Origin of the sequence: Methylobacter sp. Wu8 (assembly GCF_036440755.1) — a bacterium.
Taxonomy (GTDB): domain Bacteria; phylum Pseudomonadota; class Gammaproteobacteria; order Methylococcales; family Methylomonadaceae; genus Methylobacter_A; species Methylobacter_A tundripaludum_A.
This window is the reverse complement of the sequence record NZ_JAZGVT010000049.1, coordinates 27,622-45,900: the sequence shown is the minus strand read 5'-3', so window position 1 is coordinate 45,900 and position 18,279 is coordinate 27,622. Positions and strand designations below refer to the sequence as shown.

The 18,279-nt window shown below is 51.4% G+C and carries 15 protein-coding genes; 14 read left to right on the top strand and 1 reads right to left on the bottom strand.

Going from position 1 to position 18,279, the window contains the following annotated elements; translation table 11 throughout:
- Positions 1–67 precede the first annotated feature (67 nt).
- On the top strand, positions 68–1,045 hold the full coding sequence (locus tag V3O24_RS05475; RefSeq protein ID WP_331306523.1) for a FecR family protein: 978 nt from the start codon (positions 68–70) through the stop codon (positions 1,043–1,045).
- A 29-nt stretch (positions 1,046–1,074) separates the two neighbouring features.
- Here V3O24_RS05475 and V3O24_RS05470 read toward each other — a convergent pair whose 3' ends face one another.
- Entirely contained in the window at positions 1,075–1,320 is a 246-nt protein-coding gene (locus V3O24_RS05470) for a coiled-coil domain-containing protein (RefSeq protein WP_104425240.1), read from the bottom strand.
- A gap of 264 nt (positions 1,321–1,584) precedes the next feature.
- Between V3O24_RS05470 and V3O24_RS05465 the strand changes: the two genes are divergently transcribed.
- The 13 genes from V3O24_RS05465 (at position 1,585) to V3O24_RS05405 (ending at position 18,080) form a co-directional block, all read left to right on the top strand.
- A complete protein-coding gene (locus V3O24_RS05465; RefSeq protein ID WP_331306522.1) occupies positions 1,585–4,047 on the top strand; it encodes a TonB-dependent receptor in 2,463 nt (820 codons plus the stop codon).
- Positions 4,048–4,159: 112 nt separating this feature from the next.
- Positions 4,160–5,386 (top strand): PepSY-associated TM helix domain-containing protein, encoded by a 1,227-nt coding sequence (locus tag V3O24_RS05460; RefSeq protein ID WP_331306521.1) that lies wholly within the window; start codon positions 4,160–4,162, stop codon positions 5,384–5,386.
- Positions 5,387–5,738: 352 nt separating this feature from the next.
- Positions 5,739–6,251, top strand: a complete 513-nt coding sequence (locus tag V3O24_RS05455; protein WP_331306520.1) for an RNA polymerase sigma factor — start codon at positions 5,739–5,741, stop codon at positions 6,249–6,251.
- A gap of 71 nt (positions 6,252–6,322) precedes the next feature.
- Positions 6,323–7,441 carry a FecR family protein gene (locus V3O24_RS05450; RefSeq protein WP_331306519.1) on the top strand — a complete coding sequence of 373 codons (1,119 nt, stop codon included), beginning with the start codon at positions 6,323–6,325 and terminating at the stop codon, positions 7,439–7,441.
- Between the two features lie 98 nt (positions 7,442–7,539).
- A complete protein-coding gene (locus V3O24_RS05445) occupies positions 7,540–9,957 on the top strand; it encodes a TonB-dependent receptor (RefSeq protein WP_331306518.1) in 2,418 nt (805 codons plus the stop codon).
- Between the two features lie 779 nt (positions 9,958–10,736).
- Complete coding sequence (locus V3O24_RS05440) at positions 10,737–10,991, top strand: AbrB/MazE/SpoVT family DNA-binding domain-containing protein (RefSeq protein WP_331306517.1); 255 nt, start codon at positions 10,737–10,739, stop codon at positions 10,989–10,991.
- The gene (locus tag V3O24_RS05435) at positions 10,972–11,364 is read left to right on the top strand and encodes a type II toxin-antitoxin system PemK/MazF family toxin (RefSeq protein WP_331306516.1); all 393 of its coding nucleotides are present in this window, start codon (positions 10,972–10,974) and stop codon (positions 11,362–11,364) included. Before V3O24_RS05440 ends, V3O24_RS05435 begins: the two co-directional genes overlap by 20 nt.
- Positions 11,365–11,657: 293 nt before the next feature.
- Entirely contained in the window at positions 11,658–11,864 is a 207-nt protein-coding gene (locus V3O24_RS05430) for a hypothetical protein (RefSeq protein ID WP_331306515.1), read from the top strand.
- A 9-nt stretch (positions 11,865–11,873) separates the two neighbouring features.
- Positions 11,874–12,218, top strand: a complete 345-nt coding sequence (locus tag V3O24_RS05425; protein ID WP_331306514.1) for a hypothetical protein — start codon at positions 11,874–11,876, stop codon at positions 12,216–12,218.
- Between the two features lie 244 nt (positions 12,219–12,462).
- Positions 12,463–13,002 (top strand): RNA polymerase sigma factor, encoded by a 540-nt coding sequence (locus V3O24_RS05420; RefSeq protein WP_331306513.1) that lies wholly within the window; start codon positions 12,463–12,465, stop codon positions 13,000–13,002.
- A 68-nt stretch (positions 13,003–13,070) separates the two neighbouring features.
- On the top strand, positions 13,071–14,042 hold the full coding sequence (locus V3O24_RS05415) for a FecR family protein (RefSeq protein WP_331306512.1): 972 nt from the start codon (positions 13,071–13,073) through the stop codon (positions 14,040–14,042).
- A gap of 138 nt (positions 14,043–14,180) precedes the next feature.
- Entirely contained in the window at positions 14,181–16,595 is a 2,415-nt protein-coding gene (locus tag V3O24_RS05410; RefSeq protein ID WP_331306511.1) for a TonB-dependent receptor, read from the top strand.
- A 234-nt stretch (positions 16,596–16,829) separates the two neighbouring features.
- Positions 16,830–18,080: a PepSY-associated TM helix domain-containing protein gene (locus V3O24_RS05405; protein WP_331306510.1), complete on the top strand. Its 1,251-nt coding sequence runs from the start codon at positions 16,830–16,832 to the stop codon at positions 18,078–18,080.
- Positions 18,081–18,279: the final 199 nt, after the last annotated feature.

Below are 18,279 nucleotides of genomic sequence, written 5' to 3'. Positions count from 1 at the left end.
CTTATTGGTAAGCCGCTAACAACCGGACTTTTCTGTCCCTTGGATACTCTGTAGTAAAATAACCACCATGCCCAGCACCCGACCTTCATCACACAGACAATCCGTTTCAGACCAGGCTACTGCATGGTTTGCGCGGTTGCACGCGGACGATGTGACGGCTGCGGAACAGGAGCAATTCAAAAACTGGTACAGGGAAAGCCAGGAACATGCAAAAGCTTACGACAAGATGCGGCTGCTTTGGCAACAGCTTGAAGCCCCCGGCAAACGGGTTCATGCCAGACTCGCAGCCGAACAGCCCGCGCCGGCGCACCAACCTTTACCCGGCAAGCAGCCTTACGCCCGGCGAGCTATCGCATTATCTGCGCTGGTTTTGGCTGTTCTGTTGAGCTATCGGTTGCCGGTGCATTACCAGAATTGGCAAAGCGATTATTACACTGCGCCGGGCAAGCAACTGACCGTCGTACTCGATGACGGATCGCGGCTGACTTTAAACACCGATACCGCGCTCGCCGTGAATCTTTCAGATAAGCAACGGCGCATCGAGCTGTTGCGCGGCGAGGCCTTTTTTCAGGTGTCCCCGGATAAAAGCCGCCCTTTTATAGTCAGCAACGGCGTGGCCAACGCCCGCGCGGTCGGCACCGCCTTCAGCGTTAAAAAGGCCGATGACGATATGCGGGTGATCGTAAGCGAAGGCACGGTAGAAGTGTCGGCGGGCAAAGCCGATGCCCCGGCTTTAGTCCATATCAATCAGCAAGTAGACTGCCAACAAGGCCGCGTCGGGCCGGTGATGGACTCCGACATTCTGGAAACGCTCGCCTGGCGGCGCGGACAACTGATTTTTAAACGGCAGCCACTATCGCGGGTGATTAAGGAAGTGAATCGCTACCGGAGCGGGCAAATCGTGCTGATCAACCCGAAGCTGAAGGAGCGGATCGTCAGCGGCGTGTTTGATACCGCAGACCCCGGCGCCGTGGTTGACGGCATCAAGACTACTTTAAAAGCCAGTTCGGTGAACTTGCCGAATCAACTGGTTTTGCTTTATTAACCGATGCTGGGCAGCTTCCGCCGGTTCACTCATAAAAATTGCTTGGAGAAATTGGCGATGGCGAGGGCGATAAGAGCCCCCATCATCCATTTGAGTAAATTAAGATCGGCTTTGATGGGTGCAAGTTCAATTTGTAAGTCCTTTTTAGTGACCAGCTCCGATTCTTCAATGGCCGCGCGCATTGCCTCTGTCAATCCTTCCGCTTGCTTTTGGTCAAAGCCGGCCTCTTGTAATTTGCGAACAAATTTATGAGCATCAAATGTAATTGTTGCCATCATTGACTCCGGCGCATTTCAAAGTGTTTGCAGTATAACAAATAATAAAGCTGCGTGGATGCGTTAAACAACATGCAGACCATCAGTATTACCTGTCCGACCTGAGCGATTGCCCCGTGAAGTTAATGCGTGCATGTTCGACAAGCTCGCGGCGAACGGCTTAATGGCCATCAATTTTTTTCCTCCACGACTAAGGGTAAATCCTTTCCGCTTCGTCGTAGGTCATGAAGATAACACTTTTATGACTTAAGGAGGATCTACCTAATGACACTACCTACACGCCGGGTTTGTATTAAACGCGGACAACAATTGATCAAGACAGCCGGATTGATGATACCTCTTGTGCTGTTTGGAGCGGGACAACACGCCTATGCCGGTGATGTCGCAGCTGAGAAAATCCTGCAATTCAACATCCCGGCGCAATCCTTGGCCAGCGCATTAACCCGTTTTTCCGCGGAGACCCGGCTGCAAGTGCTTTATGAAGGCGATGTGGCCGATAAACTGCAAGCGCCTGCCCTTAACGGCGCTTATACACCGACGCAAGCGCTGGAAAAACTGCTGGGCGGCACCGGGCTTAAGTATCGATTCAGTAATGACAAAACCATTACCTTAGAAGCGCCAACCAGACAAAACCAGTCCAATGCTCTCACGTTAAAAGCGGTGACGGTGACCGGAAAAACCGGCTATGCCGACAACGATCCTTACAATCCCAATTACAACCGCTCCAACGCCAGCACGGCAACTAAAACTGACACGCCTATTATGGAAACGCCAATGTCGATTCAGGTGGTTCCGAAACAGGTATTTAAAGATCAACAGGCGATTCGGATAAAAGATGCGGTGAAGAACGTCAGCGGCATTTTCTGGGCAACTGATCCCATGTATGAAGGCTTCCAGATGCGCGGCTTCGTCTCTGACGGTTCGACCACCGTCTATCGCAATGGCTTACGGATAAGGCGCGCGCAGCACGAGGTGGCTAACTTGGAACAACTCGAAGCCGTAAAAGGGCCTGCCGCCGCCATGTATGGACGGATTGAACCCGGCGGAATGATCAATGTTGTGACCAAGAAACCACTGGATACCCCTTATTACTCGTTGGAGCAGCAGTTCGGCTCTTACGATCTGTACCGTACTACGGCGGATGCGACCGGCCCCATCAATAAAGACCGTTCGCTACTCTATCGCCTTAATTTAGCTTATCAAAACAATAATTTATTCATCGACACGATGGATCAGGAGCGGTTTTTTTTCGCGCCATCACTGAGTTGGAAGCCTAGCGACCGTACAGAGGTCAATTTGAATTTGGAGTATCAGTACGACACACGCGTCAATTACACCGGTCTTCCTGTTGTAGGCAATCGGCCCGCTAATATTCCCGTCAACCGCTATCTGGGCTTTGGATCGGATAATGAATTTTCTGTAATGGATAAGTTAATCATTGGCTTCGATTGGGCGCATCAATTCAACGATGATTGGAAAATACAACATCGCTTTCATTATTACAACCTTGATTATCAGAGTAACAATCAGTCGTTTTTCAACGGACCGGTGAACCCTGTAAATAAACGCACTGCCATTCGCAGCACGACTACCACACCGATTGACGTTACCGACACTTATGCGACCAGCATAGACCTCACCGGTAAATTTAAATTCTTGGGCACACAGCATCAGGCTTTAGCGGGATTCGATTATTTTTGGGAAAAGCGTGATGGTGAAGGTTTCGCAAGCACTCCGGCACCAGCAACCCATAGGCCTGTGGTTGATATTTTTAATCCGGTCTATGGCCAGGTTCCGTTACCAACGGCGAAAAATTTTAATAGTTTTAGTACGCTGACCCAATATTGGTACGGCACTTACTTTCAGGATCAAATCACCTTCTTCGATAAGCTGCATATCATGGGCGGCGGACGTTATGACTGGGCAACGCGAAGCAGCGGCTCCGCTTCGACTTCCATCGAAGCCGCGCGCAACAGGGAGACCGAAGTTCAAAACGACGCTTTCAGTCCACGCGTGGGTCTAGTGTATCAACCTTGGCCTTGGCTCGCCCTGTATGGCAATTATGTGGAATCGCTCGGCGGTGCGAATACCGCGTTGGCATCAAGCGGAAAACCGCTCGATTCTGAAACAGCACAGCAACACGAAGTTGGCTTCAAAACGGAATTACTCGATAAAAAATTGCTGACAACGGTCGCTTTTTATGACTTGACCAAACAAAACGTCGCCACCGCCGATCCAACGAATCCCAGATTCTCCGTTCAAACCGGAGAAGCCCGCAGCCGAGGCATGGAGGTGGATGTTTCAGGACAAGTCACGGACGGCTTAAATCTGATCGCAAGCTATGCCTATACCGATACTGAAATTACCAAGGATAATCGAGGCGATCAAGGACACCGATTTTGGAATGTCCCCAGAAACTCAGGCAGCTTTTGGGCTAAATACGCTGTTCAAGAGCCATTCTTGCGCGGTTTAAGTTTCGGGGCCGGCACTTATCTGATAGGGCAACGTGAAGGCAATAATGCTAATACTTGGCAGATGCCGGGGTATGTACGGGTTGATGCGCTTCTCGGCTATGCCTGGAAAGTAGGCCATTCTACTGTTACTACGCAACTTAATGTCAACAATCTATTGGATAAAACTATTTATGAAACTTCCGCTTTTGGCGGATTTTTAGCACAGCCCGGTGCGCCACGTACTTTCATGGGGTCGATCCGTGTGGAGTTTTAAAGCTAAATAGGGTGAATGGCTTCTCCATGCCGGACGGAGTTTGTAACTCCGTCCGGCATAGTTGTGTACTTTCAGCAACCCGGTATCGACATTCAATTCGACAAAATAAACGATGAAATCCAATGTAAATCCTGCCGATTCGGTAACCAAACAACAATCGCCAAACCTGAGACTATCCCGCCTGAAAACCCGGCGCAAAAACTGGCTGGTGGTGCATCTATGGCTGGGTTTGAGCTTGGGATTATTGCTTTCTATTTACGGCGTCACCGGCAGCATTCTGGTGTTTCATGAAGAAATCGATGAATGGCTGAACAGCGAGCTGTTAATCGTCAAGCCGCCGGAACATTCCGCTGCTTACCGGCCTTTGGCGGCTGTTTTCGAGGCCGGGCGCAAGGTTATGCCGACGCAGGCCAAGCATACGTTCGCCACCTATCCGCGCAATGAGCAAGCCGCTTTCAAACTCAGATACGCCGTTACTGCGGCGGACGGAGTGCATGAAATGTGGCAGGTGGCCGTCGATCCTTATACGGCGCAGGTAACCGGCAAGCGGCTGCTCGAACGCTCGGACAGTGTTATTCCCCAAACCTTTATCGACTTTATATTCAAACTGCATTACGCACTACTGATTAAGTCGCATGACGTCAGCACCGTCGTGGTAGGTCTGTCCGGCGCGTTATTGATGATCTCGGTGCTGACCGGCTTGATAGTCTGGTGGCCGCTGACCGGACGTTGGCGGCAGGCTTTGACTGTCAAGCGCAAAGCCAGTGCCGAGCGCCTGCACTACGACCTGCATAAGACCGCAGGGTTTTATACGGCGCTGGTGCTGCTGCCCGTGCTGTTTTCCGGGATTTACATGGTGCTGCCGCATAACGTAGTGCCGGTGCTGGAACTGTTCTCGCCGGTGACGTACCGCTACTGGTTCCGTTCGACGCCGCCGGTCGGCAGTACCCAGGCCATCGGCATGGACGAGGCCGTCGCCATAGCCCTGCAACGCTACCCGGCCGGCCGGCCGCACTCTATTTACGGCGCGCCCGAACCGACCAAAACCTATACGGTATGCCAGAATGGCGTCGATGCGCCCGGCAGCCTGTTGCAGCGGCGTTGCCTGGTGATGGATCGTTACAGCGGCAAAATACTGGACTTAGACGATCCGACCATCGGCACGGCGGGCGAGGTGTTCACGCAGTGGCAGTGGCCGCTGCATTCCGGGCAGGCGTTCGGCATGACCGGCCGTATTTTGGTGTTTTTGACCGGACTTGCCTGCCCGCTGTTATTCGTTACCGGGCTGATTCGCTGGCAGCAAAAGCGGCGGGCTAAATCATATCGCCGCCAAGATTAAACAGCGCGAACGGGAACTGTGAAAAAATTTTATTGGGAAACGGATTTAAAAAAACAAGCGAGTGAAAAACACATCAAATATCAGGTATTGGTCAATAGCTTGCTTAGGGATTATATGAGCGATCCACCCTATTAGCCGTTATGGCTGGAACAGCATTCTTGCTGTGTCATATGCCCCAGTCACTGCGTCATATAACACAGCTTAATCAGATCGATAAACCGCTTAAACCTCTACTTCCGCCGCAGCCTATTGATTCATCAAAACTTTCAATGATGAGGCACTAATATTGCTGATATGTTTCCGGTTCACACGTCTATCATGCGTTTATACAAAAACACAAAAACCGCGCAACATGTCATTCCAGCCCAATCAAGCACTCCACGAACTTTACGTCAATTGCCAAGGCGAGCTGGAAGCCGTGTTGTTCGCCCGTGTGCGCTGCCGGGAAACCTCGGCCGACATCTGCCAGGAAGCTTTTATGCGTTTGTGTCGAACCGACGACCTCGTCAGCATCGGCAATCTTAAAGCCTACCTGTTCCGAATCGCGCTGAATTTATTGGTCGACCACTATCGCAGCCAGGCCGTGCGTGTAGCGGTCAGCGCCGAATGGCACGACGATGAGCCGCCGGAAGCGGAAGATCACCGCTGTGCCGAAACCGTTGCCCTGGGCGAACAGGAACTGGACAGACTGATCGATACCTTGGCGGCATTGTCGCCGCTCTGCCAACGCATCTTCTACCTGAATCGCTTTGAAGGCCTGAAGCAGAGGGAAATTGCCGAAACCCTTAATATCTCTATCCGTACTGTGGAAGACAACATCAAACGGGCCTTAATCCATTGCGCCAAAACCCTGGATAACAGCTAACCGCCCATGTGGTTTAGACTGTACGCCTCGTCTATAATGCATTCCCCCACTTGTTCAATCAGGAACTAGCCATGTCAATCGAATCAGAGCATCTGCTGAAACAAGCCTGCGCTTGGCTGAGCAAACTGCACTCTGGGGAGTTTTCACCGGTACAGCAACAGCAACTGACAGCTTGGCGCGCCGCCGATCCGGCCCATGACCGGGCTTGGCGGCAAGCGCAAGCCTTATGGCAAGGCATGGAGGGGCTGCGCGGCCGAACGATACCCGGTTCCGAACCTCTGTTGCAGGAACGTGCTTCCCGTTTAAAGCGGGGCAACTTGCCAGGCTTAACCGTTCGCCCTGAGCTTGTCGAAGGGAGGACGGTTAAGCCGTTCATGGTTCGACAAGCTCACCACGAACGGCTTAACCTTAGACTGTCCCTGCTTAAGCTGGTAGACAAGGAACGTTACCGCAAAACGCGATCCCCCCATGCCGCACAACCGCGTTTTCGCCGTCGCCTGCTGTCGTTGGCGGTCGCTTGCAGTGCAGTATTGGCGATGACGGTATGCTACCCGCCGTCCCTGATGCAGGCCGATTATTCGACCGGCAAAGGCGAGCAACGCAGCGTGATCTTGGCCGACGGTTCGCGCGTCACTCTTAATACCGACAGCGCGTTGGCGATCCATTTCGACGATTCGGTGCGCCGCGTGGAACTATTGCAGGGCGAAGCTTTTTTCGAAGTCGCCAAACGCGAGCACCAGCCTTTTGTAGTAACCGCGGAAGGCCGTTCAGTACGGGCAGTCGGCACGGCGTTCAACGTTCAGCTTAGGCCGTCTCAAACCAAAGTCGAATTAGTCGAAGGTATCGTCGAAATCGAGGACGGTCAACACCGCGAACGCCTGCACGCCGGGCAAACCGCGCTGATCGGCGCCGACCACATCGCCGTACCGACCGCAAGCCCATCGGCAAACATGGCGCTGTGGCGCGAAGGCTATCTGCAATTCGACGGCCTGCCCTTGCGCGAAGCCGTTGCCCAAATCAACCGATACCGGCCGGGACGGGTGCTGTTGCTGAATGACGATCTGGCCGATAAACGGGTCAGCGGCCTGTTTCGCCTGGATGCGCTGGATCAGGCCCTGGCCGGCCTCAAATCCGCCGTGCCGGAATTGCAAACAGTCGGCATTACGCCGTATTTGGTGGTGCTGCGCTAATCGGATTAGCTTTCGGATGTGGTTTTTTGCAAAGTTTCCGTCTTTTTAATATCAGCCCAAAAGCTGCCTTATAACGAAGACCGAAACCAGGAGAATTCATGTCCATCCCCAAACATCGCAACACCCTTGCCCTGCGCCATGCCGTCAAGGCCGCACTACTGATGACGATGGTTACCCAGGCCGCCCATGGCGAAGCTGTCAACGGTAAACTTCATTTCGATATTCCCGCCCAATCGCTAAACCAGGCACTGATGACTTTCGGCAAACAAAGCCGGCAACAATTGATGTACAGCACCGACATCGCCGAAAATTTTAAAAGTCATGCCCTACAAGGCGATTACACCGCAGCGGAGGCGATTGAAATTCTGCTGGGCGATTCGCCGCTACGAAGCATCACGACCGGAGAAGGCACTATTACCTTACAGCCCAAAGCCAAGGATATGCAGAATAAAGCAGATACGAAGGTGCTAGCGCCGGTGAAGGTGACCGGATATGCCGCCAAAGACGTGAATGCGCCCGATAACAAGGACTATAAAATAACCAATGCCGTTACCGCGACCAAAACCGATACGCCGATTATGCAAACGCCGATGTCGGTGAAAGTAGTGCCGCAGCAAGTCATGAAAGACCAGCAGGTTATCACCGTCGACCAAGCGCTGAGAAACGTCAGCGGCGCGGTTAGCGGCGTAGGCGGTTCCGGGACGTTTTTCTTGCGCGGTTTCGGTAATTACAACGTTTATCGGGACGGCTATTTGAACCAGAGCCAATGGGCGCATACCGAGGACCTTGCCAATGTGGAGCGGGTCGAGGTGCTAAAAGGGCCGGGCTCGATTCTCTACGGCCGAACCGAGCCCGGCGGACTGGTTAACTTTGTCACCAAGCAACCCCTGGATACGCCCTATTACAGCTTGAACCAACAATTCGGTTCTTTCGATCTGTACCGCACCAATGTCGATGCCACGGGGCCTTTAACAGCCAATAAAGACCTCGCCTACCGGTTTAATCTCGGCTATCAATCCAACAACACTTTTCAGGAATTCGGCAGCGAGGAACGCCTTTTTGTCGCGCCTAGCTTGCGCTGGAATATATCCGACAAAACTTCGTCGACTTTGAAAGTTGAGTACAGCGATATAAAGGAAAACGGGCGCGGCATGGTGCCTATAGTCGGCAACCGCCCGGCCAATATCCCGCGCGAGCGGAATTTGGGCGATCCGTGGAATCTCCAGGAAGACGAGTACGTGATGGTGTCTTTAAATACCGAGCATGCGTTTAACGATGCCTGGAAATTACGCCATCGCTTCAACTTCACCAATCACGTTTTAACAATGACGGGCCGTTTGGCTCCCGCCGGCGGTCCCGGCAGGACATTCTTGCCGAACGGCAATATTTTCCGTGCTTTCTTTGCTCAAAACATAGACGGCGACGATTATCAGCATAACTTTTTCAACGCACTGGAATTGACTGGGAAATTTAATACAGGCTTTGCCAAGCATACCTTATTGGTAGGCGGCGATTACTATCGTTCGGATTACCGTTCGACGTGGGCGGGTTTTACCCTGGCTACTCGCGATTCAAGCAATCTATTTAATCCTGTCCACCAATCGGGTCCTCCGGCGATTTTGCCAGGCACTATTGAAACCGGGAATTTCTCATTGCCTTGGTTTGGCCTTTATGCGCAGGATCAAGTCGAGTTGCCTTATAACGTTCATCTCTTGGCAGGCTTGCGCTACGACAATGCCGAGTCATCTGGCACCAGCAGCGCCGGGCCGGTTCAAGATTCCAGTTATGATAAGGTTTCGCCGCGCGGCGGTATTGTTTGGCAGCCTATCCCTGAGCTGTCTTTATACGGCAGCTATACTGAAAACTTCGGCGCGCCGAACAATTTCTGGGCAAATACCGCTCCTCTGCCGCCGCAAACCGCGGAACAGTGGGAAACCGGCATCAAGACCGAACTGTTCGGTGGCCGGTTTAGCGGCACTGTCGCTTATTTCGACCTGACAAAGCAAAATCTACCCGTGATGGTGGATGCGAGGACGATGCGAGCGATAGGCGAAGCTGAAAGCCGGGGGATTGAGACGGATTTTACCGGCGAAATCCTGCCGGGCTGGAATGTGATCGGCGCCTACGCTTACACGCCTTTCGCCAAAACGCTTAAAGACAGCATTGGCGCCGGCACCGAAGGAATGCGCCTGCATAATGCGCCAGTCAATAGCGGCAGCTTATGGACAACCTACGAGTTTCAACAACCGGTTTTACATGGGTTAAAAGTGGGCGCGGGCATGCAGGCAGTAGGCCAGCGTGAAATCGGTTATGATGAAACGGCCCAAGCCCCCGGTTATGTAACAGCCAATTTGATGGTTAGTAAACTATGGAAAGTCGGGGCGTCGCGTCTCACCACCCAGCTTAATGTCGATAACCTGCTCGATAAAACCTACACCGCCAGTACTCAATCAAGCGGGCTAAGTTCATACGGCGCGCCGCGCACGTTTATGGGGGCTATTAAAATCGAGTATTGAATGTAATCCAAGCCATGCGGGTTGCTGTCAGCGCCGGACGGGGCATGTTGCCCCGTCCGAAACGTTTAGCACAGATTAAATGTAGCTATGAAGTTCATGCCTTGTAGAAACGTTAGAGCTGTAGGACGGATTCGCGCTAGCAATCCGCCATAATCGGGATGATCTAATCCGATCCCCGTTTGGACTCTTCCAAGCGGGGATTTTTTATGCCCGATTGTATTGGATATTGTGCGTCGCCTAAAGCGCCTACTGTTGGTGACTGGCGGTTTGCCGGCGAGAAACCGCCAGGCCGTAGGGTGCGGTGAGGAATGAACCGCACCTCGCGCCGTCCTCGATTGATGCGGTTCACTGCGTTCACCACATCCTACACTCCAGCAGTTCGCTCATTTTTTAAGGTAGCCCGGTAGGGAGGCAACGCTAACGATTCGGTCAACTTTACAATTCCAATAAAACGTTAGAAATGACACAATTTTAGGCGCAACTATTGAGGCGGGTTCGGCTAATCAAGGTCGCTCCTCCCCTAAAAAATAGGCTGTTGACGACTTGCAGAAAATCCCAAACTGGGATCAAATTTATACCTCACTCGGTCACGTTTGCTGAAAATAAGTACATAAGCAACCGCCTATAAATCTAGGCTTCAGTATTTTTTAAATCCGCAATGGCGGCAGTGCGGAATATAGTTCACTTCGATCATGGAACCTCAGCGCTACTGTCCGATCAAATCGACCGGGCAGCCAGCCATGTTTAAACTTAAGTTTAAACAATTTTAGGAGGCTATTATGACTGAAGCAATTCTTGACATCAAACAGTGGGGTAATAATCTGGGCGTCCGATTACCTGCCGCAATTGCTCGAGAAGCACATTTGCATGTCGATCAGCGTGTTCGTATTTCTGTCGAAAACAATCATGTAGTGATTACGCCTATTGACGACGCTCCCCCCTCACTGGAACAGCGAGTGGACGATTTCGATCCTGCGCGTCACGGCGGAGAAGTTATGACGACCAGTCAAACCATTGGAGCAGAGCGTTGGTAACGCCCAAAAAACTGCGCCCTTGGGCGCCGGATCGCCAAGACATTATCTGGATTGCAACCCGCAAGTCGGGCAAGAAATGCGTGATGTCCATCCGTTTCTGGTGCTTTCGCCGCGCATCTTTAACGAAAAGACCTCGCAGGTCATTAGATTACCCATGACGACAGCAGAATACAATGTCGATAATCCATTCGCGGTGGCAATGGGCAAGGCTTCCGGTCGCAAGGCCGAACAGACCAGCTATGTTCTCTGTCACCAACCCAAATCATTCGATTGGCGTTTGCGCAAAGCCAAAGCACACCCGCTTAAATCGTTGCCGGATAGTCTATTTGTGCAAGCATGTGACCGGCTAAATCAGATCATTCAGTTGGGTTAAACTTAATTTGAATTGCAAAATCTAAGCTGAACGAGGCATGTTGCCTCGTCCTATGCCTTGCCGACGCGCCTTTTGAAAAATTCGCTCGTCTTATGAAAAATATGAATGTAACCTCCGGCAAAACTGTGCGATATGCCGCACACTAAGGCATATCACACAACTCTCCCAATCTATTCAATGCCGCCGGAGCATTGATGGTTTAAAGCAATGCCGCCAATGGCCTATTAGACCGGCAATAAAAAACTTGACTCCCACGCTCCGCGCCGCCCGTGCTGTTTTCCGGGATTTACACGGTGCAGCCGCATAACGTGTCGCCGGTGACGTACCGCTATTGCCTGCCCGCTGTTATTCGTTACCGGTGTGATCCGCTGGCGGCAAAAGCGGCGGGCGAAGTCCGCAAAAAAGACACACGGCGAGCAATTGCAGAGGACATGAACTCCAGATACACTGGCATTCTGCTTGTTGCTGAGCAAAGCCCCGATCAATTAAAAATAACTTAAGGAGTGGAAATGATAAAACGACTATTTTTTACCGCGGCAATGATGCTGACTGCCTCTACAGGCATGGCGGGAACTATCGCGAACGGAGTCTGGTCGCCGAGCGGCTGCGGCAGCGAGCCCGTGGTTCCGGTTATTGACCCAAGCAGCGTTGAGACTTACAACCAAAGCGTCAAGGCAATCAATGACTGGCAGCAAAAAGCCAATGCCTATAACGGCTGCGTGATAAAAGAGGCCAACGCCGACAATGCACTGATCGCCAATGCCGCAAATGACGAACAAGCCCGATTGAAGGCGGCCATGGAAAAACTCCAGGCTGAAACCGCTGCGGCCAAGGATAAGCTGGATAAGAAGTAGAATACGGTTCAGGCCTGAACCGCGAACGCCCCTATAGAGCACATCGTTTGTGCGCTATATCTCGAATGCAAAACACGGCATATGACATGCGCGAGTGTGTGATATGCCGCAGTTTTTTCTTAACAAGCTCCTCGTGTCGGCTTCAAGCATAAGGTAAGTTCTTGCTTTAACAAGCGGTTGCAATGACCGGCAGGTTAATTGCTGAAACAGTGCGCTTTTTAAACAAAAAGGACTCATTTGTTTCATGCACAAACTCACTCATTACGCCGTCGCAGAATTGATTCAGGAGCACCGGGAAGAATTACATGGTTATCTGGTGCGTCAGACCCGTTGCTCGGAAGCGGCGTCCGATATTTTGCAGGATGCTTTTTTACGATTGATACATTCAGACATCAAAAACGACCTCAAAAACCCCCGTGCTTTTTTGTATAAGATCGTCAGCAATCTTGCGATAGACCATCTTCGCAGCAGTAACCGCAGAGTAGCGCGACATGCTGACGAATCCGAATTGGCTTACCAAGCGGACCCGACGCCGTCGATTGAGCATCAGCTTTACACCCAGGAACAAATAGCGCACCTGCGGCAAGCGGTGTCCGAGCTGCCGCCACGGTGCCGGGAAGTTTTTATCATGCATAAGTTCAAACACCAGCCCTATTCTGTAATAATGGATGAACTCGGTATTTCCGAGAGTACCGTGCTTAAACACATTGTTAAAGCCATGGAACATTGCCGGCGCAGAATGCGGGAGCTTGATTCACCCGTCGGCCACAAGGTTGCGGAATAAACATCGCTCGCATAGAGATATAAAGACGCGCACAAACGTCTCAGCCTAATAACCTTTTGAGTTTCACCATGCCCGAATCTAACCGACAAAACAAAACGGCAACGCAAGCCGCCTATTGGCAGGCGCAGTTGAGTTCGGATCTGGTAACGGAACAGCAGCGGCGCGAGTTTGAAGTTTGGCTGAACGAACGGCCTGAAAACAAAATGGCCTGGCAGGAAATCAACGCATTTTGGCTGGGGCTCGACAGCCTGACTGAAGCGGATATTACCGGTGCAGCAAGCGACCGGATTATCGCCTTTAAAACATCCAATCCAAGTAAGCCTGGTTTACGATTTGTCCGGCCTCTGGGCATCGCCGCCTCGCTGTTGCTGATGGCATCGTTGATGTATACCCAGGCCGGATTTTATTTTGCGGACTATACAACGGCTCCCGGCAAGCAACGTAACGTCACGCTGGCGGATGGTTCGGAAATAATAATGAATACCGACACCGCCGTTTCCATCGATTATTCGGCACAGCGCCGGCAAATCACCCTGCATGACGGCGAAGCCTATTTTGTGGTTGCCCCTGACGCCAAGCGTCCTTTTGAGGTGCAAACCCATTCAGGCCAAGTCCGCGCTTTGGGTACTGAATTTAATATTAAAACCCGGCGGAAAGACGTGACTGTCACCGTTTACCAACACTCCGTCAGAGTCACGGCGGAAAACGGAAAAGTCTTAGAAAGCTTGCCCGAAGGCCGGCAGGTGGCTTTTTCCGATGACGCCCTGAGCGCCGTTACAACCGCTAATTTACAACGCGGTCAGGCTTGGAAAAATCAACGTATGATTTTTCAGGACAGGCCGCTGGCTGAAGTGATAGAAGAACTCAACCGCTACCGTTCCGGCAAAATTATGGTCATGAACGACGCCATCAAAGCCTTGCCGGTAACCGGCGTGTTTGCGACCGACGATACCAATGTCGCGCTGCTTACCATCGAACAAAGCTTGCCGATTAGCATCACCAAAATCACCGAAAAACTGGTGTTGCTTTCTGCAAAGTAAAAAATAGCGCAAGTGCGGCTTATCTTGCATTTCGTCGCGCCATGTATTTCAGTCAAAAAAAAATCAAAACCGAATAGATACTCTTACAGTGCGCTGTCGTCTTATCAAGACTTCAACAATAACTAATAAGGAGTATTCATGAAATTTACCAGAAATTCCGCCGTCCTAATGTTACTGGCCATTATGCAGGCAAGTTCTGCAATCGCCGAAACCGGGCAGAAGCAGAATTTTAATATACCGGCCCAATCCCTTTCTTCCGCACTGCTGCAATTTTCCGAAAACACCGGCATTAAAACTTTCTTTAGCGCCGATGTAGCGCGCGACATAAAAACGCCGGGCGTATCGGGAAGCTATACGCCGCAGCAAGCCTTGGAGAAATTACTGTCTAACACCGGTGTTACTTATCGTTTTACCGACACCGAATCGGTGGCGCTTGAAAAAATTCCGGTTTCTAAAGCCCCCGGTTCTACAACCTTATCTGCCGTAACGGTTAAGAGTGAAAGGCGCTATGATCCTAACGACCCTTATAATAAAGACTACGCGGCTCCCAATTCCAGCTTCGCCACCAAAACCGACACGCCGATCATGGAAACGCCGCTGAATATTCAAGTGTTGCCGAAAGCGGTGCTCGATGACCAGCAAGCCATTAAGATGGATCAGGCGTTGAAATATGTCAGCGGCGTCACTACCGGCCAAGCCGCCGGAGGCCTTACCGATCAACCGACCATCCGTGGATTTTTTAACTACAACCTTTTCCGCAATGGTTTCCGTATTGATGCGTCAGGCCCCGAAGGCACACGGAACATGGCGAACGTACAAAGCATAGAGGTGCTCAAGGGGCCGGCAGCTATGCTCTATGGACGAGTCGAACCCGGTGGCATGGTTAATATAGTCACTAAAAAGCCTTTGGAGACAGACTATTATTCGGTTCAGCAACAATTCGGCTCTTTCGATTTATACCGTACCAGTATCGATGCAACAGGGCCGATAGCCGGTAACAAGAACCTGTTGTATCGGATGAATGTCGCGTATGAAAACAGCGGCTCATTCCGGGAGAACGTGGACTACGACAAAGTGTTCGTCGCACCGGTTCTGCAATGGAATATCAGTCCGCAAACGACCGCGCTGTTAGAGCTGGAGTATCGCAAAGAAAGCAACGTTTACGATCTTCACGCCAGACCGTTGATCACCGATGGAACCAGAGCTGACGGCACCTGGATCAATCCGCGTTTAGCGGATATTCCGCGTGAAAGAAACTTGATGGAAGACAATCGCAATCATGTGGAAGACAAACTGATCGGCTTAAATCTTTCGCATAAGTTCAATGACGACTGGACCTTAACCGAGCAGCTTAATATTCAGCTGTTGGACAGGGATAGGATGGTTATGACGCCCGGAACACTGCTGGCCGATAAACGGACATTGAACAGAACATTGCTCACCAGCGATTTTTTTACCAACAACAGCTATTTTACGACGACCAATTTGACCGGCCATTTCGACACCTGGGGGTTGAAACATACGCTGTTAATCGGGGGCGATTATTACCTTCAAGATATGAACTCCGTCGGTTACAGCAGCACCGCCGCGAGCAGAATCGATATTTACAACCCTGTCCATATCGGCAATCCGCCCGTCAATCCAACGACGCGCGCCGCCCAATCCTTTCATACTGAAACGGATTTGTACGGCATCTATGTACAGGATCAAATCAAGCTGCCTTATGACGTCCATGTCATGGGCGGTTTCCGTTATCAGGATGTTGAGCAATACGACGTGATTGCCAAGCAGGTCGCGCAAAAAGCCGATGCGGTGACGCCACAGGTGGGCGTGCTTTGGCAACCGATAAAATGGCTGAGTCTTTACGGCAACTACGTGGAAAACTTTGGAACCACCAACGGCATGGGGGTGGGCAATACCTTTTTGCCGCCGCAAACCGCGCAACAGTGGGAAGGGGGCTTTAAAACCTCATTTTTCGATGATCGTTTAAGCACCACTATTTCTTACTACAACTTGACCAAGCAAAATATTCCCACGACAGATCCTGCCAATCCGACTTTTAGCATTGCTGCCGGCGAAGCGCAGAGCCGGGGCGTGGAGATGGATATTAAAGGCGAAATCTTACCGGGATGGAAAGGCATCGCCACTTACGCCTATACCGAAACCGAGGTGCTCAAAGAAAACAACCCGAACGCTATACCGGTCGGCAGCCGCTTACGGGGCATTCCCGAACATACTTCCACATTATGGTCGACTTACGACTTCCAGAAAGATTACCTGCGTGGATTCAAGGTAGGCGCCGGCGTGGAACTGGTTAGCGCCAAAAAAGCAAGCCTCGATAAAAACGACTTCAATTTTGCCGGTTTCGGTGTGGTCGATTTACTGGCGAGCTATACGCGGAATGTCGCCAAATCCAAAGTAACGCTGCAATTGAACGTCACCAACCTGCTGGATAAGGAATATGTTCACGATGGTTTTGCCGGGCCCGGTCAAACCCGGGCTACCTGGGGTACGCCGCGGTCTTTTATGGGATCGGTGAAGGTCGAGTTTTAACCGGTATAGCTGGTATGTTTTAAAGCAATGCCGGGAAGATTACTCTCGGTATTGCTGTGCATACTGCATTGTCAGTAGTCACCTTAGGAATGTGCATGAAATAACTTGAGCAAGTTTTATTTTTAAACCATGAAGAACATGAAAGGCATGAAGGATTGAAGTCTTCATGTCCTTCATGCTCTTCATGGTCATTGCGTAAATTAATTTATGTCTGTTCCTTGGAGAAATAAATTCATGCAACAACCTCTTGACGATTTTCCGGTGCTTAACCCAATGACGACAGCGAAAGCCGATACCCATCTGGCCAAACTCAAAGCCCGCCGCAAACTGTGGCTGGATGTGCATTTATATCTCGGCTTGATTGCCGGGGCGATATTGGCCGTCGTCGGCTTGACCGGCGGCATTCTGGTGTTTTATCAGGAAATGCAGGAAGTTTTAAACCCCGAGCTGGCTATTGTTTCCGTGCCGCCGGAAAACCAGAAACAAGTGCACAGCCTGGACGACATCGTTGCGGCGGCGGAAACGGCCAAACCGCAAGGCAGCCGTTTTTTCAAGGTGTATTATCCCCGCAAGCCCGATGTCGCCTATAAATTCCTGTACTTTGTCAGGGCTGAAAGCCAAGCGAACAACGGCGACGGCTATTACATCTTCGTCGATCCTTACACGACTCAGGTCAAGGGCTTGCAGCTCTGGCATCCCAAGGATCGGTACTGGGGACGGCCTTTGGTCAGTTTCCTGATGCAACTGCACTGGTGCTTGTTATTGGGCAAAAAAATCGGCGGCGTGCTCAACGGCATTTTGGCGGTGTTATCGGTTATTTCGCTGTTGACAGGCCTGATCGTCTGGTGGCCGCTGACCGGCAAATTCAAGCAAGCCTTAACCTTCAAGCGCCATGCCGGCGCCGTGCGTTTTAACTTCGACCTGCATAAAACCGTCGGTTTTTATTCGGCAGTCGTGCTGCTGCCGGTGTTGTTTTCCGGGATTTATTTTAATCTGCCGGATCAGGTCAACGTACTGGTCAAGTTGTTATCGACGACCGACAGGCCCAATGCCTTCAGCACTATTCCTGCCGAGATTCACAGCAGTCCGCCGCAAGCGGGCCGGCAGCCGGTAAGTTTCTCGACAGTGGAAGCCATTGTGCAGAAACGTTCTCCCGCCGGTAAGTTATGGATGCTCAATGCGCCGAAAAACCGGGAGGATGTCTATATGGTAATGAAAAAAGACGTCACCGAAATAAGCCGGTTTACCGGCTATCGCGATTTCGCCGTCGACCAATACAGCGGCGAGATACTCAAAGTTTACGACAGGGGCAGCGGCAGCGCCGGCGATATTTTTCTGGATTGGCAATGGCCGTTGCATAGCGGCCATGCTTTCGGTTGGACGGGACGGATTTTGGTGTTACTTTCAGGGCTGGCTTGTCCTGTTTTGTATGTGACCGGGGTGATCCGCTGGCTGCAAAAGCGTAAGGCGAAGCAAGCCAAATAGGTGGGGCGTGGAAACCGCTCATGCTTCGATAAGACTCTCCTGAGCGCAGCCGAAGGGCTCGGCACGAACGGTTCCCACTCGCTCCAACTGATAAGCACATAGCTAAGAAACGTGTATGAAATAACTTGAGCAAGTTTTATTTTTCATTTTTTAACCATGAAGGACATGAAGCGGCAGGAAAGGTTTAAGGCTATGGTCA

What these genes read in the sequence shown, in the direction of transcription:
- V3O24_RS05405 (WP_331306510.1), top strand. Translation starts at nt 16,830, where the DNA reads ATGCAACAACCTCTTGACGATTTTCCGGTGCTTAACCCAATGACGACA.
- V3O24_RS05455 (WP_331306520.1), top strand. Translation starts at nt 5,739, where the DNA reads ATGTCATTCCAGCCCAATCAAGCACTCCACGAACTTTACGTCAATTGC.
- V3O24_RS05445 (WP_331306518.1), top strand. Translation starts at nt 7,540, where the DNA reads ATGTCCATCCCCAAACATCGCAACACCCTTGCCCTGCGCCATGCCGTC.
- V3O24_RS05440 (WP_331306517.1), top strand. Translation starts at nt 10,737, where the DNA reads ATGACTGAAGCAATTCTTGACATCAAACAGTGGGGTAATAATCTGGGC.
- V3O24_RS05470 (WP_104425240.1), bottom strand. Translation starts at nt 1,320, where the DNA reads ATGGCAACAATTACATTTGATGCTCATAAATTTGTTCGCAAATTACAA.
- V3O24_RS05425 (WP_331306514.1), top strand. Translation starts at nt 11,874, where the DNA reads ATGATAAAACGACTATTTTTTACCGCGGCAATGATGCTGACTGCCTCT.
- V3O24_RS05410 (WP_331306511.1), top strand. Translation starts at nt 14,181, where the DNA reads ATGAAATTTACCAGAAATTCCGCCGTCCTAATGTTACTGGCCATTATG.
- V3O24_RS05460 (WP_331306521.1), top strand. Translation starts at nt 4,160, where the DNA reads ATGAAATCCAATGTAAATCCTGCCGATTCGGTAACCAAACAACAATCG.
- V3O24_RS05465 (WP_331306522.1), top strand. Translation starts at nt 1,585, where the DNA reads ATGACACTACCTACACGCCGGGTTTGTATTAAACGCGGACAACAATTG.
- V3O24_RS05415 (WP_331306512.1), top strand. Translation starts at nt 13,071, where the DNA reads ATGCCCGAATCTAACCGACAAAACAAAACGGCAACGCAAGCCGCCTAT.
- V3O24_RS05420 (WP_331306513.1), top strand. Translation starts at nt 12,463, where the DNA reads ATGCACAAACTCACTCATTACGCCGTCGCAGAATTGATTCAGGAGCAC.
- V3O24_RS05450 (WP_331306519.1), top strand. Translation starts at nt 6,323, where the DNA reads ATGTCAATCGAATCAGAGCATCTGCTGAAACAAGCCTGCGCTTGGCTG.
- V3O24_RS05475 (WP_331306523.1), top strand. Translation starts at nt 68, where the DNA reads ATGCCCAGCACCCGACCTTCATCACACAGACAATCCGTTTCAGACCAG.